At 71.6% G+C, this 15,126-nt stretch carries 12 protein-coding genes; 7 read left to right on the forward strand and 5 right to left on the reverse strand.

All coding sequences use genetic code 11. The features are described 5' to 3' along the window. Window positions 1–253 precede the first annotated feature (253 nt). The 3 genes from KBY19_RS10530 (at window position 254) to ybaK (ending at window position 3,358) form a co-directional block, all read left to right on the forward strand. Complete coding sequence (locus KBY19_RS10530) at window positions 254–1,906, forward strand: oxidoreductase (protein ID WP_210956030.1); 1,653 nt, start codon at window positions 254–256, stop codon at window positions 1,904–1,906. A gap of 116 nt (window positions 1,907–2,022) precedes the next feature. Continuing rightward, window positions 2,023–2,838, forward strand: a complete 816-nt coding sequence (locus tag KBY19_RS10535; RefSeq protein WP_099879837.1) for an LON peptidase substrate-binding domain-containing protein — start codon at window positions 2,023–2,025, stop codon at window positions 2,836–2,838. Between the two features lie 22 nt (window positions 2,839–2,860). Beyond that, entirely contained in the window at window positions 2,861–3,358 is a 498-nt protein-coding gene (gene ybaK, locus KBY19_RS10540; protein ID WP_210965644.1) for a Cys-tRNA(Pro) deacylase, read from the forward strand. 133 nt (window positions 3,359–3,491) lie between these two features. Here ybaK and KBY19_RS10545 read toward each other — a convergent pair whose 3' ends face one another. From KBY19_RS10545 to KBY19_RS10560, 4 genes are all read right to left on the reverse strand, one after another. Next, window positions 3,492–4,178 carry a hypothetical protein gene (locus tag KBY19_RS10545; RefSeq protein ID WP_099879841.1) on the reverse strand — a complete coding sequence of 229 codons (687 nt, stop codon included), beginning with the start codon at window positions 4,176–4,178 and terminating at the stop codon, window positions 3,492–3,494. Between the two features lie 112 nt (window positions 4,179–4,290). Further along, on the reverse strand, window positions 4,291–5,193 hold the full coding sequence (locus KBY19_RS10550) for an ABC transporter permease (RefSeq protein WP_210965650.1): 903 nt from the start codon (window positions 5,191–5,193) through the stop codon (window positions 4,291–4,293). 169 nt (window positions 5,194–5,362) lie between these two features. Next, entirely contained in the window at window positions 5,363–6,394 is a 1,032-nt protein-coding gene (locus KBY19_RS10555; RefSeq protein ID WP_180289896.1) for an ABC transporter ATP-binding protein, read from the reverse strand. A 138-nt stretch (window positions 6,395–6,532) separates the two neighbouring features. Continuing rightward, window positions 6,533–7,888 carry an NYN domain-containing protein gene (locus KBY19_RS10560; RefSeq protein ID WP_099879843.1) on the reverse strand — a complete coding sequence of 452 codons (1,356 nt, stop codon included), beginning with the start codon at window positions 7,886–7,888 and terminating at the stop codon, window positions 6,533–6,535. Between the two features lie 255 nt (window positions 7,889–8,143). Here KBY19_RS10560 and KBY19_RS10565 point away from each other — a divergent pair, with 255 nt between their 5' ends. Further along, entirely contained in the window at window positions 8,144–8,296 is a 153-nt protein-coding gene (locus tag KBY19_RS10565; RefSeq protein WP_180289607.1) for a hypothetical protein, read from the forward strand. A 68-nt stretch (window positions 8,297–8,364) separates the two neighbouring features. Here KBY19_RS10565 and dnaE read toward each other — a convergent pair whose 3' ends face one another. Continuing rightward, window positions 8,365–11,910: a DNA polymerase III subunit alpha gene (gene dnaE, locus KBY19_RS10570; protein ID WP_099886420.1), complete on the reverse strand. Its 3,546-nt coding sequence runs from the start codon at window positions 11,908–11,910 to the stop codon at window positions 8,365–8,367. Window positions 11,911–12,104: 194 nt separating this feature from the next. On the opposite strand from dnaE, the gene KBY19_RS10575 reads away from it, so the two are divergent. From KBY19_RS10575 to KBY19_RS10585, 3 genes are all read left to right on the forward strand, one after another. Beyond that, on the forward strand, window positions 12,105–13,433 hold the full coding sequence (locus tag KBY19_RS10575; protein ID WP_210965645.1) for a DUF2252 domain-containing protein: 1,329 nt from the start codon (window positions 12,105–12,107) through the stop codon (window positions 13,431–13,433). Window positions 13,434–13,604: 171 nt separating this feature from the next. After that, complete coding sequence (locus tag KBY19_RS10580) at window positions 13,605–14,318, forward strand: hypothetical protein (RefSeq protein ID WP_099886421.1); 714 nt, start codon at window positions 13,605–13,607, stop codon at window positions 14,316–14,318. 42 nt (window positions 14,319–14,360) lie between these two features. After that, complete coding sequence (locus tag KBY19_RS10585) at window positions 14,361–15,122, forward strand: thioredoxin domain-containing protein (RefSeq protein WP_099879848.1); 762 nt, start codon at window positions 14,361–14,363, stop codon at window positions 15,120–15,122. Window positions 15,123–15,126 lie beyond the last annotated feature (4 nt).

Consider the following 15,126-nt stretch of genomic DNA (forward strand, 5'->3'; position numbering starts at 1 on the left):
CCGGAGGAGAGTGCGGCGCCACGCAGATCGATTCGGGAGATCACACACTCAAGTCTCTCAGACCCTCGGAGTGCCCCGGCCGCCCGTATCAGAGGCTGATACAGGCCACAGACGACGATCGTCGCCTCCCGCGTTCATCCGGTCACGGAGCGGGAAAGGGAGCGGTACGACCACCACGTTCGAACACCGCGCGGCCTGCGCCGCGGGAGACGGGCGAACGCGAGAGACCGAGTGATCAAGAGGGGGAGACCGCGTGAGCGAGCCAGCGGACTCGGGCGAACCGCCGCCGGGGCTGCAGCTGACGACTGCGGAGTGGGGGCTCTGGCAGGCGTTCCGCAACGGAACCGAGCACGATCTGCGCCACGGCGAGGCCGAGCTCGACGACCCCAACGGGGACCACCCCTGGGGCCCGGAGCGCACGGTGCGGGCCCGGGTGATCGCGCTGCTGCTGCTGCACGGGCCGCCGCCGCTGCTGGGCAGGGTCGCCTCGCTGCACCTGACCGGCGCGTTCGTGACGGGCTGCCTGGATCTGTCGGGCGGCGCCGTGGAGCCGTTCTTCGAGCTGCGGCAGTGCCGCTTCGAGGACGAGGTGCGGATGCCGGAGGCCCGCGTGAACACCGCGCGGTTCGTCGACTGCTACCTCCCCCGCCTGGAGGCGGCCCGGCTCACCACCGAGGGCGATCTGCACCTGCCCAGATGCAGCATCCCCGAAGGCGTCAAACTGACGGACGCCACGATCGGCACCGATCTGCTGCTCAACGAGGCCACCGTGGGCAGCGGCCGGCGGACCCGCGCCATCGCGGCGGACGGCGTCAACGTCTCCCAGGAGCTCCAGGCCAGCCTGCTGGTCACCGACGGTCAGGTCAGCCTGCGCGGTGCCTCCGTCGGCAGTTCGCTGCACATGTTCGGCTCGGTGCTGCGCAACCCGCGCGGGCGCTTCGCGCTGTACGCGCCGCAGATGACGGTCGAGCAGGTGGCCAGCTTCGCCGACGCCGGGCGCGGCAGCGCCCCGCAGATGTACGGCATCACACCGCCGACCGGTATCCGCTACGGCTCCCGGCAGGGCACCTTCCCCCAGGCTCCCGGCTTCGCCCGGTCGGGGTGGGACCCCCATCGCACCAAGCACTTCCAGTGCACCGGCGGCGTGGTGCTGGACGACGGGCGGTTCGGCTCCTCGCTGGTGATCGAGAACGCCCGGCTGGAGATGCAGCGCGACCAGGAGCTGTCGCTGCGCCGCATCACCACGCCGGAGCTGACCTTCACCCCGCAGCTGCCCGAGCGGGGCCTGGTCGTGCTGTCCGGGGCGAGTGTGGAGAAGCTGATGGACCGCGCCTCCAGCTGGCCGGGCGACCACCGGCTGTGGATGGCGGGCTTCACCTACCAGCACGCCATCCCCAAGGAGGGGCACTTCAACGTCCGCGAACGGCTCCAGTGGATCAACGCGGCGACCGCGGAGTACGCGCCGGAGCCGTACGAGCAGCTGGCGGCGATGTACCGGAACAGCGGCGAGGACACCAACGCGCGCCTCGTGCTGCTGGCCAAGCAGCGCCGCCGCCGCGAGACGCTCCCGCTGCCCGGCAAGCTGTGGGGTGTCCTGCAGGACTGGACGGTGGCGTACGGCTACCGGCCGGGGCAGGCCGCGCTGTGGATGGCGCTGCTGTGGCTGACCGGGGCGATGCTGTTCCAGGCGCACCGGCCGCCGGCCCTCAAGGGCGACGAGGCGCCGCACTGGAACGCCGCCCTGTACGCGCTGGACCTGCTGCTGCCCGTGATCACCTTCGGACAGGACACGGCGTGGGACCCGGGCGGCGGCTATCAGTGGATCGCCGCGGGCATGATCATGGCCGGCTGGGTGCTGGCGACGACGGTGGCCGCGGGCGCCACCCGGCTGCTGCGCCGGCAGTAGTTGCCGGGGCCGGTGCCCCGGGAGCGGCGCGGCACCGGCCCCGGCCCGGCCCCGGGTGGATCCGTAAGGCGCACCGGGCCGCGCGGTGGGCGCCGGAGGCTTTAGGCTTACCGGTTGTGACAACCGCGCTTCCGCTCTTCCCGCTCAACTCGGTGCTGTTCCCGGGGCTGGTGCTGCCGCTGAACATCTTCGAGCCGCGGTACCGCGCGCTGATGCGGGACCTGCTCGCGCTGCCCGAGGACGCACCGCGCCGCTTCGGCGTCGTCGCCATCCGGGACGGCCGCGAGGTCGCGCCCGCGGCCACCGGCATGCCCGACTCGGCGCCGCCGCAGGGCACCGACCCGACGGCCGGCTTCGGCCCCGACCCGATCAAGTCGTTCTACACGGTCGGCTGCATCGCCGACGCCTCCACCATCCGCGAGCGCGTCGCGGGCCTGGGCGCCCCGGACGCGGCGGACGAGCCCGAGGAGGCGGCCCCCGGCGCCGACCCGCGCACCAGCACCACCGGTTACGAGGTGCTGGCGACCGGCACCACCCGGTTCCGGCTGCTCTCGGTGGACGCCTCCGGGCCGTATCTGACCGGCGAGATCGAGGAACTGCCCGAGGAGGAGGGCGACGAGGCCGGCGCGCTCGCCTCCGGAGTGCTGCGTGCCTTCCGCGCGTACCAGAAGCGGCTGGCCAGCGCCCGTGAGCGGACCCTGGCGGCCGGGCAGGAGCAGGACCTGCCGGACGACCCCTCGGTCGTCTCGTACCTGGTCGCGGCGGCCACGGTGCTGGACACCCCGGCCAAGCAGCGGCTGCTCCAGGCGCCGGACACCGCGACCCGGCTCGCCGACGAGCTGAAGCTGCTGCGCCGGGAGACCGCCGTTATCGGCAAGCTGCCGTCGCTGCCCGCGGCGGAACTGACGCGGAACCCGACCAGCCAGAACTGAGACCCGTCCGGGGGCGGAAGACATGGGGAAGAAGAGCAAGCGGCAGGGGTCGGCGACGCCCGCGATCGTCGCGGCCACCGAGGCGGGCATCGTGTTCGAGACGCACGCCTACGAGCACGATCCGGCGGCCCCCTCCTACGGCGAGGAGGCCGCCGAGGCCATGGGGGTGCCGCCCGAGCAGGTCTTCAAGACGCTGGTGGCCGACGTCGACGGGACGCTGACGGTCGCCGTCGTCCCGGTCTCCGCCTCGCTGGACCTCAAGGCCCTGGCGGCGGCGGTGGGCGGCAAACGCGCCGCCATGGCCGACCCGGCAGCGGCCGAGCGTACGACGGGCTATGTGCGCGGCGGCATCTCCCCGCTGGGGCAGCGCAAACAGCTGCCCACGGTGCTGGACGCCTCCGCTGAGGAGTGTGCCGCGGTTTTCGTCTCCGCCGGGCGCCGCGGCCTGGAGATCGAGCTCGCCCCCTCGGACCTCGCCGAACTGACCGGCGCGGTGGTGGCTCCAGTGGCCCGGCCCTGACCGCCTGCGTACCCGTTCAGGGGCGCGGGGAACTGCGCGACAAGCCATGGGGGGTGCCTCCCTGCTCGAAGAGCTTGGGGGAGCGCCCGCAGCCTGCGGTATCGGGCACGGGGCACCCCCTGCCCAGAAGCGGTCAGCTCTCCCAGCGCTGCGGCGCCGCGGGCACCTCGCCCGGCATGTCGTCGCGGGGGCCGAAGAAGGCCGTGGCCAGCAGGTGGACGAGGACGGCCGCGAAGGGCCACGCGAGCAGCACTCCGTAGGCGTGCAGCTCCAGCGGAGCGTCGAAGGTGGCGCCCTGACCCGCGGCCCGCGCCGCCGCGGACAGGTCCGTCTCGGGGCCGAGCCACACGCCGGTGCGCCAGGCCAGCAAGGAGCCCAGCAGCCCGCCCAGGCCGAGGCCGACGACGAGGCCGACGCCCCCGCTCCTGCGGGCCAGGAAGACGGCGACGCCCGTCACCAGGCCGAACCCCAGGCCGAGCAGGGCGAAGACGCCCTCCGCCGCGATGGCCTCCTCACCCTCGGGGTGCTTGAACAGCACCAGCTTCCCGCTCGAGTACAACGGCACCCGGGGCGCCAGCCACAGCCACAGCAGGCCCAGCAGCACCCCGGCGACGGCGACGGCCGCCGCACACACGGCGGCGTCCCGCAGCTCCCGGCGGACGAGCGGTCCGCCCTCGCCGCCGTAGCCCGCGCTCACCGCGTGCGGCGGCGCCGGGGGCGGGGCCGCCGCGGCGGCGCCGGGCTGGTCACCCGGTCCGGCCTGGGGCGCGGAGGGGTGGGAGGGATCCGGGTTGTGGGAGGAGGGCGTCGGTACGGTCACCCCGCCATCGTGCCAGGCCCGCACCGTGCGCCCGGCCCCGGCCCGCTCGGCGCGCGCCCGCCCGAAGCACCGGCGTGCGCCCGCGCGGAGCACCGGCGCCCGCCGCGCGGAGTCAGCGGGTGGCGGCCCACCGGTAGGCGCGGGTGGCGACGGCGAGCGAGAGCACCCCGACCGCGGCGCACACGCCCAGATCCGTCACGACGCGTGCCCAGTCCGGGTGCGGCTCGAAGGTGCGGGCGAAGGCCTCCACACCGTAGGTGGACGGCAGCAGATCCCGCGCCCATCGGACCACCAGCGGCAGCCCGCCCGCGGGCAGCACCCCCAGCAGCAGTGCCGCCGACATTCCCAGCTGGCCGCCCAGGGTGGCCAGTTCGGGCCGCGGGGCGAGCAGTCCCAGTGCGGCTCCCAGCCCGGCGAGCGCGGCTCCGGCGAGCGGGACGACGGCCACCAGCACCCACAGCCCGCCCAGCGGCAGCTGGAAGAGCACGCTGCCCGTCACGGCCGTCACCACGACACCGGGCACGGTGAAGGACGCGTAGGCGGCGGCGGCGCCCAGCACCACGGAGGCGGCCGGTACCGGGAGGGTGGCGTAGTGGTCGAGGCCACCGCCGGCGCGGAGCTGGCCGAAGTACTGCGCCAGCAGGTTGAGGGCGACGAAGGCGACGACCAGCACGCTGGACCCGGCGACCACCGCCCGCGCCTCCGCGCCGCCGTCCACCACGCCGCGCATCAGGACCATGATGCCCAGCGACTGGAACGTCGCGACGAACAGCAGCGGAATCCGCGCCACCCGCGCCCGGGACAGCTGCGCCCGGTAGACGGCAGCCAGCGCCGGCCACATCCGCGCCCGCGGCGCCAGCGGCGCCCCCGCGTCCTGACCGGCCTCCTGGCCACCGGAGTCGGCCCCCTCCCTCACGGGTTCCGCTCCGCCGTCCGTACCGGCGCCCTCGTCCGTACCGGCGCCCTCGTCGGCACCCGTGCGGGCGCCCACGACGCCCGCGACACCGTGGGCCATCACGTCGCCGTCGGTCCGCGTACGGCTCTTCACCGTCGTCCTCACCCGAGCCTGCCCCTCACATACCGCACGCCGGGCGTGCGGATCCTGTGCCGCATCATGGCGCCTCGTCCTTCCGGGCCACCGGCCGGGAGGCACCGTCGGCCACGCCGTCGTCCCACGTCCGCGCTCACGCTTTGACCAAGCCCTCGGCACCGTCCTCCCCCGCGGCGCGGCCACCGAGCGCCACATAGACGTCCTCCAGGCTCGGGGTGGCGAGCCGGAAGTCGTCGAGCGCCTCGAACGCCTCGCCCGTGGTGACCAGCGCCACCGCCTCGCGTGCCGCCTCGGGCGGCAGCCGCAGCGTCCAGCGACGGCCGGTGACGACGGCGGCGGCGGCGAGCTCGGCGACGTGCGGCAGCTCCACCGGCGGGCGCTCGCGCCACACCAGCTCCAGCCGCACCTCCTCGCCGACGGCGGCCTTCAGCCCGCCCGGCGTGTCGCAGGCGATCACCCGGCCCCGGTCCAGCACGGCGACCCGGTCCAGCACGGTCTCGGCCTCGATCACATTGTGGGTGACGAGCAGTACGGTCACCCCGCGCTCGGCGCGGCGCCGGTCGACGGCCGCCCACACCGCGCGCCGCGCGTGCGGGTCCATACCGGTGGTCGGCTCGTCCAGCACCAGCAGCGGCCGGTCCCCCACCAGCGCCGCCGCCACACACGCCAGCCGCCGCTGGCCGCCGGAGAGCTTCTTCAACGGCCGCGCCGCCAGCTGGGTCAGCCCCAGCTCGGCCAGTACCTCGTCCCGCGCGACACGGGCCGCCGCGGTCTCCATCCCGCGCAGCCGCGCGGTCGTCTCCGCGGCCAGCGACACGGTCAGCTCGTCCAGCGCGCTCGACTCCTGACCGAGATACGCCAGCAGCCGGGCGGCCCGCTCGGGGTGGCGCACCAGGTCGTGGCCGAGCACCTCGACCACTCCGGCGTCGGGCCGCAGCAGGCCGGTGAGCTGCCGTACCAGGGTGGACTTGCCGGCACCGTTGGGGCCCAGCAGTCCGAAGATCTCGCCCTGCCGCACCTGCAGGCAGATGCCGTCGGTGGCACGGACGGCGGGGGTCGCCGGCGTGCCGCGCCGGGCACGCACCGGGGGGTAGGTCTTGACCAGGTCCTCGACGCGCACGGCGGCCCGGCTCGGCGTCGTTCCGTTTGCCACCGAGGTGTCCACCGCCTGCCGAGTGCCCGTTCTCACGACCTATGAGGGTACGCGTCCGGGTTCCGCCACCCCGCTTCGGGCCCTATCGGCTCCGGGGCGGCCGGGGCCGGTCGGGTGTTGACGCTGCTCGGTCGCCGGCCGGTCGTGGGGTCAGTCCCCGGCGGGGGCGTGTTCGGCCGAGGCGCCGGAGCGGGCGTCGACCTCCCGCCAGAAGCCCGCGCGGATCGCGTAGCGGTCGTGTTCGTCGATCTGGTCGTCCTTGTGCGCGAGCAGCCCGAACCGGGCCGCGTAGCGCAGCAGTTCGCCGTCGATCCGGTGCGGGATGCGCGGATACTCGCCCGAGAGCTGCTGCAGATGGCTCTCGTTGGTCAGCCGTTCGATCCAGCGGCGGGCGAAGACCTGGCCGACCTCGTACGGGTCGCCGCTGACCGCGGTGATGTCCTCCTCGCGGTCCGCCCAGCGCTGCTCGGCGGTGGTGAGCTGGGCGAGCATCGGCAGCGACGCCGTCTCGGGCGCCTCGCCGGACGCCGCCCGCTCGACCCAGCCGCGGTCGGAGGACCAGCGCAGCGTCGCCCCCGGTGGGCCCGCCGGGGGCCCCTGCTGCCCCTGGCGGCCGAGATCCGCCAGATCCTTGGGCGTGGGCACGCCTTCGGTGCGGTTGGGCGTCGTACCGCCGGTCGCGGGCTCCTCGGGGCCCTCGGCACCGTCCACGGCGTCCGCTTCCGGCTCGGTCCGCGTCCGCGCCGTCTCCTCGGCCGCCGCCTCCTCGGCCCGCGGCTCGGCCGGTGCGGGTGCGGGGGTCTGCCCCGGCGGTCCGGGAGGTACGGCAGGCACGGACGGTACGGCCCGGCGGTGGTCGACGCTGTCGCCGTTCTTGCCGGTCTCCGGCAGCGGCGCGGAGAGGATCGCGGCGATCTCCGGGCGGGGCGCCGGCTGAGGTGCGCAGGGTGCGGTGAGGTCCTTGGCGCGGACGACGGGCGTGATCCAGGTACGGTCCAGCACGCGCCGCTCGTCCGCCTCGGCGACCAGGTCCTCGGACTGGTTGTAGTCACCGTCGGCGGCCTGCACGGCCCACAGATGGACGGCGACGCCGTGCTCCTTCGCGGACATCAGCCCCGGCAGCAGATCGCCGTCGCCGGTCACCAGCACGATGTCGGAGCAGGCGCGATTGCGGGCGAGTTCGGTCAGTTCCGCGTGCATGGCGGCATCGACGCCCTTCTGCGCCCAGCGCCCGTCGCTGCGGGTGAGGGCTCCCAGGCGTACGGTCACCCTCGGCATGACGCGCAGCCTGCGGTGCTCGGGCTGGGGTACGCGATCGGGGGCGCCGTCGAACCAGTAGATGCGCAGCAGCGCGCACTGGGTGTCGGCTTCGGCCTGCTGACGGAGCGACTGGATGAGACCGGCGTGGTCGACGGTGATCCGCGAGCGGGTGGGCTCCCGTGCCAAGAGGCTCGCGGCGGCACCCAACAGATAACCGGCGTCCACCAGGACGACGCAGCGGTCCACGTTCCACCCACTCTCGGTCATGACGTACAGCCGAGGCTGTGCCCTCGCGTGCCGGCCGTCCCCCGTGTCTTTCGAGTCTGCCCGACCCTACGGGGGTTATCAGCCGGAACTCGATCATCGGCGTGGCGCAATTGTCCGACATGCGAGGCATTTCGACGTATGCAAGGGTGAACGAGAGCCCTCTCCTCCGGGGAGCTCCTCCACGGGAGACGGAGCTCCCTCTCCGGAGGCGGCGCTCCATCGCAGGAGGCGATCATGGCAAAGAACAAGAACCGTCAGCAGCCACGGCAGGCCCGCACCGCCGAGGAGCAGCGGCGCGAGCGGGAGCGCGCCAAGTCCGCCGCCGCGGAGCGCACCCCCGCAGACGTCAGCCGCAAGGTGAGAGAGCGCCGCTTCGGCCACAACTGAGGGCCGCGCCCGCTTCGTCCCCGGGGCGGGGCCCGGCGGACCCCGCCCCGGGGACGGGGCCCGGACGGTCAACCCGCGAGGCAGGAGGGGCCCAGCAGCTCCTTCAGATCGCCGAACAGGGCGGGGTCCGGGGTCACCCGGTGACGGTCCAGGCGCAGGACCGTCGTCTTGCGCGCTCCCTCCAGCCGGACGCGTACCTCACTGGATCCGCGGTGCTGGGTGAGCACATCGCCGAGCTTCTCGACCAGAGGCGGGGTGACCTTCACGCTCGGGATCGTGATGGTCACCGGTGCGGAGGCCGACGCCTCGCTCAGATCGGGCACCTGCAGCTCCATGGCGACCAGCCGCGGCACATCCTCCCGCTTGTCGAGGCGGCCCTTGACGAAGACGATCGCGTCCTCCACCAGCTGGGTGGAGACCAGCTGGTAGGTGGCGGGGAAGAACATGCAGTCGATGGAGCCCGCCAGGTCCTCCACGGTGGCGATGGCCCAGGCGTTGCCCTGCTTGGTCATCTTGCGCTGGAGGCCGGAGATGATCCCGCCGATCGTCACGATGGAGCCGTCGGAGTAGTCGCCGCCGGTCAGCTGCGCGATGGCGGCGTCGGCCTTCTCGTTGAGCACGTGCTCCAGACCGAAGAGCGGATGGTCGGAGACGTAGAGACCGAGCATCTCCCGCTCCTGGGCGAGCAGATAGGTCTTGTCCCACTCCTCGTCGGAGAACTGCACGTCCAGCCCGAAGCCGGGCCCCGAGTCGGCGGCGTCGTCCTGGCCGAGGTCGCCGAAGAGGTCGAACTGGCCTTCGGCCTCCTTGCGCTTGACCTGCACCACGTTGTCGATCATCGGCTCGAACTGGGCGGTGAGGCCCTTGCGGGTGTGTCCCATCTCGTCGAACGCGCCGGCCTTGATCAGCGACTCGACGGTGCGCTTGTTGCAGACGACGGCCTCGACCTTGTCCAGGAAGTCGGGGAAGGAGGAGTACTTCCCCTTGGCCTTGCGGCACTTGACGATCGAGTCGACCACGTTCTGGCCCACGTTCCGCACGGCCGTGAGACCGAAGACGATCGTGGAGTCATCCTTCGAGGTGAAGTTCGCCTCCGACTCATTGACGTTCGGCGGCAGCACCTTGATGCCCATCTTGCGGCACTCGTTGAGATAGACCGCCGACTTGTCCTTGTCGTCGCGCACCGAGGTGAGCAGCGCGGACATGTATTCGGCCGGGTAGTTGGCCTTGAGGTAGGCCGTCCAGTAGGTGACCAGGCCGTAGGCGGAGGAGTGCGCCTTGTTGAAGGCGTAGCCGGCGAAGGGCACCAGGACGTCCCAGACGGCCTGGACGGCGGCGTCGGAGTAGCCGTTGTCCCGCATGCCCTTCTGGAAGTTCACGAACTCCTTGTCGAGAACCTCCTTCTTCTTCTTGCCCATGGCCCGGCGCAGCAGGTCGGCCTGGCCCAGCGAGTAGCCGGCGAGCACCTGGGCGGCCTTCTGCACCTGCTCCTGGTAGACGATCAGGCCGTAGGTGATGTCGAGGACCTCTTTGAGAGGCTCCTCCAGCTCCGGGTGGATCGGAGTGATCTCCTGCTGGCCGTTCTTCCGCAGCGCGTAGTTGATGTGGGAGTTCATCCCCATCGGGCCCGGGCGGTACAGCGCCGAGACGGCGGAGATGTCCTCGAAGTGGTCGGGCTTCATCATGCGCAGCAGGGAGCGCATCGGGCCGCCGTCGAACTGGAAGACGCCGAGTGTGTCACCGCGGCACAGCAGCTCGAAGGTCTTGGGGTCGTCCAGCGGCAGATCGAGGAGCTTGAGGTCGACGCCCTTGTTCTTGCGGATCATCTTGACCGCGTCGTCCATGATGGTGAGGTTGCGCAGCCCCAGGAAGTCCATCTTCAGCAGGCCCAGCGCCTCACAGCTGGGGTAGTCCCACTGGGTGACGACCGTGCCGTCGTTCTTCGGCGAGAAGATCGGGGCGTGGTCGATGACCGGCTCGCTGGACATGATCACGCCGGCGGCGTGCATACCCATCTGGCGCACCAGGCCCTCGATGCCCATGGCCGCGTCGATGACCTTCTTGACGTCCGGCTCGTTCTCGTACATCGACCTGACCTCGCCCGCCTCGCTGTAGCGGGGGTGGTTGGGGTCGGTGATACCGGAGAGCGGGATGCCCTTGCCGAGCACGTCGGCGGGCATCGCCTTGGTGATCCGGTCCCCCATCGCGTAGGGGTAGCCCAGTACCCGGGAGGCGTCCTTGATGGCGGCCTTGGCTTTGATGGTGCCGTAGGTGCCGATCATGGCGACCTTGTCGGCGCCGTACTTCTCCGTGACATAGCGGATCACATCGCCGCGCCGGCGCTCGTCGAAGTCGATGTCGACGTCGGGCATGGTGACGCGCTCGGGGTTGAGGAACCGCTCGAAGATCAGACCGTGGGTCACCGGGTCGAGGTCGGTGATGCCCATGGCGTACGAGACGATCGAGCCCGCCGCCGAGCCACGGCCCGGGCCGACCGCGATGCCGTTGTCCTTGGCCCAGTTGATAAAGTCGGCGACCACGAGGAAGTACCCCGGGAAGCCCATGTCGATGATGACCTTCATCTCGTACTCCGCCAGCTCCTGGCGGTCCTGGGGGACGCCGTCCGGGTAGCGGCGGGCCATGCCGAGCCGGACCTCCTCGCGGAACCAGGAGATCTCGTCGTACCCCTCGGGCACCTCGAACTTGGGCATCAGGTTCTTGGGCTCGAACATGCCCTCGGTCTCGATGCGCTCGGCGACCAGCAGCTGGGTGTTGCGGCAGCCGGACTGCCAGGCGTCCGAGGAGTCGATGCCGTACATCTCCGCGGCCGACTTGAGGTAGTAGCCGGCGCCGTCGAAGCTGAAGCGGTCCGGGTCGGAGAGGTTGCTGCCCGTCTGGATGCACAGCAGGGTGTCGTGCGCCGCCGCTTCGCGCTCGTAGGTGTAGTGCGAGTCGTTGGTGACGATGAAGGGGGCGTTGATCTTCTTCGCGATGCGCTCCAGGCCGTCCCTGGCTCGCTTGTCGATGTCGATGCCGTGGTCCATCAGCTCGACGAAAAAGTTCTCCTTGCCGAAGATGTCCTGGTACTCCCCGGCGGCCTTGAGGGCCTCGTCCTCCATATCGAGACGGATCTTGGTGCTCACCTCCCCGGAGGGGCAGCCGGTGGTCGCCATCAGGCCCTCGGCGTACTCGGCGAGCAGCTCGCGGTCCATCCTGGGCTTGCGGAAGAAGCCCTCCAGGCTGGCGCGCGACTGGGCGCGGAAGAGGTTGTGCAGCCCCGTGGCGTTCCGGGCCCACATCGTCATATGGGTGTAGGCGCCGTTGCCCGACACGTCGTCCCGCTTCTGGTGCGGGGTGCCCCACTTGACCGGGCGGGTGTTCCTGCGGTGGTCGGGGGCCAGATACGCCTCGATGCCGATGATCGGGGTGACCCCGGCGTCCTTTGCGGAGTGGAAGAAGTCGTAGGCCCCGTGCAGATTCCCGTGGTCGGTCATCGCGATATGCGACATGCCCATTTCATTGCAGGCGTTGAACATGTCCTTCAGCCGGGCTGCGCCGTCGAGGAGCGAGTACTGCGTGTGCACATGCAGATGTGTGAAGGGCTTGTCTGTCACGACGAAGGCCACCTCCGGGCGCGGGTTGTGTGGGGCGGCTCAGGAGTCTACGACCCGGTACCGACAACCGCCGAAGAGCCGTCCGGCCGACGGCCCGCCGGGAACCGACCGGGCACCTCGCTCCGTCGGCGTACGTTGGACACTCGATTCGTCCTACACCGGTTCAGTCCCCTACCGCCCCACGGAGCGCACCCATGACCACGGCAGGCCAGGCAGCAGAGCGCGGCGAGACCATCCTGCGAGTCTTCGACACCGCGTTCGGCGACCTCCTCGCCGCCGATCCGGCGGCCTTCCGTACGAAGTTCCGCAAGATGGCCGCCTCCGCGTTCGCCTTCTACCGCGGCACCGCCTGCCTGTTCTACTCCGACCTGCACGAGGAGCGGAACGGCGGCCCCTTCCTGGACGAGCGCACCAGCCGGGTGTGGATACACGGCGATCTGCACGCCGAGAACTTCGGCACCTACATGAACGCCAACGGAAGGCTGCTGTTCAACGTCAACGACTTCGACGAGGCCTACGTCGGCCCCTTCACCTGGGACCTCAAGCGCTTCGCTGCCTCCGTCGCGCTGCTGGGCTACAGCAAGGCGCTCAGTGACGAGCAGATCACCGCGCTGGTGACCACCTACGCCGACGCCTACCGCGACCGCATCCGCGCCATGGCCTCCGGCGCCGCCGAGACCGAGTCCCCCACCCTGACCCTGGAGACCGCACGCGGACCGGTGCTGGACGCACTGCGCGCCGCCCGCGCCAACACCCGCTTCGGGCTGCTGGGCACCATGACCGAGATCCGCGACTGGGAGAGGCGCTTCACCCCGGGCGGCGGCTCCATCGAACTGGACAAGGAGACCAGGACGGCGGTCCTGGACGCCTTCGACGCCTATCTGGAGACCCTCCCGCGCAACGACGACCGCGAGCGGCACGGCGCCCACCGCGTCAAGGACGTGGTGGGCCGCCGCGGTATCGGCATCGGCAGCGCGGGGCTGCCCTCGTACAACATCCTGCTGGAGGGCCACAGCGACGCCCTGGAGAACGATCTGGTCATCTATATGAAGCAGGCGCAGACCCCCGCCGTCTCGCGGCACATCACCGACCAGGCGGTGCGCGACTACTTCCGGCACGAGGGCCACCGCACCGTCATCTCGCAGCGCGCCCTCCAGTCCCACGCCGACCCCTGGCTCGGCTGGACGGAGCTGAACGGCACCGGCCAGCTGGTGGCGGAGGTCTCGCCCTACGCGGTGGACCTGGACTGGTCGGACCTGTCGGACCCGGACGAGATCGCTCAGGTCACGGCGGACCTCGCCCGTGCCACGGCCACCATGCACGCGGCTGCGGACGAGGCCGAGAGCGGCCACAGCCTGGTCCCGTTCTCCACCGAGCGCGCCATCGATGCGGCGATCTCGGCGGACGAGGCCGGCTTCCGCGAGATGCTGGTGGACTTCGCCCACACCTACGGCGCCAGGGCCCGCCGGGACCACCAGATCTTCGTGGACCTGTTCCGCAACGGCCGGATCCCCGGCGTCTGACCACGCGGTCCGAGGCGACTCGACTCCGGGTCGACGCCCGGGGCCGCCTCTCGGAATCCGGCATCAGGGTCGGGCCCGGCGATGAACCCCCGCCCTTCACAGCCGGGTCCCGGCCCCTGATTCCGGCCTCTTAGGGATCGCTTACGCCATCCCATGGCACACTCGGACCCCATGGGAGCGACAGGGACGAGGGCAACACGGGCGGTGCTGTTCACCGCGCTGTGCGTCACCCTGTCCTCCGGCGCCCACGTGATGCTGTCGGGCTCCCCCGTCCCGCTGCGCCCGTTCCTGGTCGTCTCGGCAGTGATCTTCTGCCTGGCCTTCGCGCTGGCCGGGCGGGAGCGGAGCTTCGCCCGGATCGCGGCGCTGCTGATCCCGCTGGAGCTGGCGGCCGACACCGTCTTCACCACCGGCCAGCACGCCTGCTACGGGCAGACGGGCGGTCCGGTGACCGGGCCGCTGCGCTCGGTCGGCGTCGATCTGCTGTGCGGCGGCGGCAGCGTCGGTACCCCCCTGGCGCGGATGGCCGCGCGGGGCGGCGAGGCCGGCGCGTACCCGCCGGGCGTCCACGGGGTGCCGGGCGCGGCACTGCCCTGGCTGCTGCTGGCCGCGCACGTCGGGGTGGGCCTGCTGGCCGCCCTGTGGCTGCGGCGCGGTGAGGCGGCACTCGCCCGGCTGCTGCGCACCACGGCGGCCACCGCCTTCCGGCCGCTGCGCGCCGCGGTGGCCGTCTGCCGCACCTTCCGCGCCAGTCGGAAGACCACCGGTCCGGCTCTGCCCCGGCGCGCGCCGAGCGCGAGCGGGCCCCGGGCGCTGCCGTTGCTGACCCACTCCGTACACCGTCGCGGGCCGCCCGCGCTCACCGCCGTGGCACCGGCGGTCTGAGCAGGTTTCCCTTCGCGTACGGAACAACGGAGAAGAACAGTCATGAGCAAGCGCAACAGCCAGGAAGCCAAGCGCGCCGCCCGCGAGCGGCTGCGCCTCGAGCGGGAGAAGCAGGCCAAGAAGGAGCGGACGCGGCGGCAGTTGCTGGTCGGGCTTTCGGTGGTCGCGGTGCTGGCCGTGGTGGCCGGTATCGGCATCTTCGTCGCCAAGTTGAACGACCAGGACTCCAGCGGTGACGACATGGCCGTCACCACCGGGGGAGCCAAGGCGGAGAAGACCATCGACGTCTACGAGGACCTGCGCTGCCCGGCCTGCGCCAGCTTCGAGCAGGCGATGGGCGAGCCGCTCCAGAAGGGCGCCGAGGAGGGCAAGTACAAGCTGCGCGTCCACCTCGGCGCGATCATCGACGGCAACATGGGCGGCTCCGGCTCCCGGAACGCGGCGCGGGCACTGGGCGCCGCCAAGGCCGTGAGCGTCAAGGCGTTCGCGGACTACAAGGCGCAGCTGTACTCGGCCAAGTGGCACCCCAACGAGCAGGAGGACAAGTTCGCCGACAACGACTACCTGCTCAAGGTCTCGGACACGGTCCCGGAGCTGAAGGACAACAAGGCGTTCGAGAAGGCCGTCAAGGGCAAGAAGTACACCAAGTGGGCCAAGGACATGATCGCCAGCTTCAACGGCTCCGAGATCCAGTCCACCCCCACCATCAAGATCGACGGTGAGCAGGTGCAGCCGCAGGACGTGCCCGGCAAGCTCAAGGACCTGGGCGTGGATCTGAAGTCGGGCAAGGACGAGAAGAAGTAGCCGA

This window comes from Streptomyces sp. B15 (assembly GCF_018070605.1).
Lineage (GTDB): Bacteria > Actinomycetota > Actinomycetes > Streptomycetales > Streptomycetaceae > Streptomyces > Streptomyces smyrnaeus.

Excerpts from the sequence above, each read along its gene's own strand:
- ybaK (WP_210965644.1), top strand. The coding sequence starts at position 2,861 with ATGGGGAAGAAGAGCAAGCGGCAGGGGTCGGCGACGCCCGCGATCGTC.
- KBY19_RS10550 (WP_210965650.1), bottom strand. The coding sequence starts at position 5,193 with ATGGCCCACGGTGTCGCGGGCGTCGTGGGCGCCCGCACGGGTGCCGAC.
- KBY19_RS10565 (WP_180289607.1), top strand. The coding sequence starts at position 8,144 with ATGGCAAAGAACAAGAACCGTCAGCAGCCACGGCAGGCCCGCACCGCC.
- KBY19_RS10575 (WP_210965645.1), top strand. The coding sequence starts at position 12,105 with ATGACCACGGCAGGCCAGGCAGCAGAGCGCGGCGAGACCATCCTGCGA.
- KBY19_RS10580 (WP_099886421.1), top strand. The coding sequence starts at position 13,605 with ATGGGAGCGACAGGGACGAGGGCAACACGGGCGGTGCTGTTCACCGCG.
- KBY19_RS10585 (WP_099879848.1), top strand. The coding sequence starts at position 14,361 with ATGAGCAAGCGCAACAGCCAGGAAGCCAAGCGCGCCGCCCGCGAGCGG.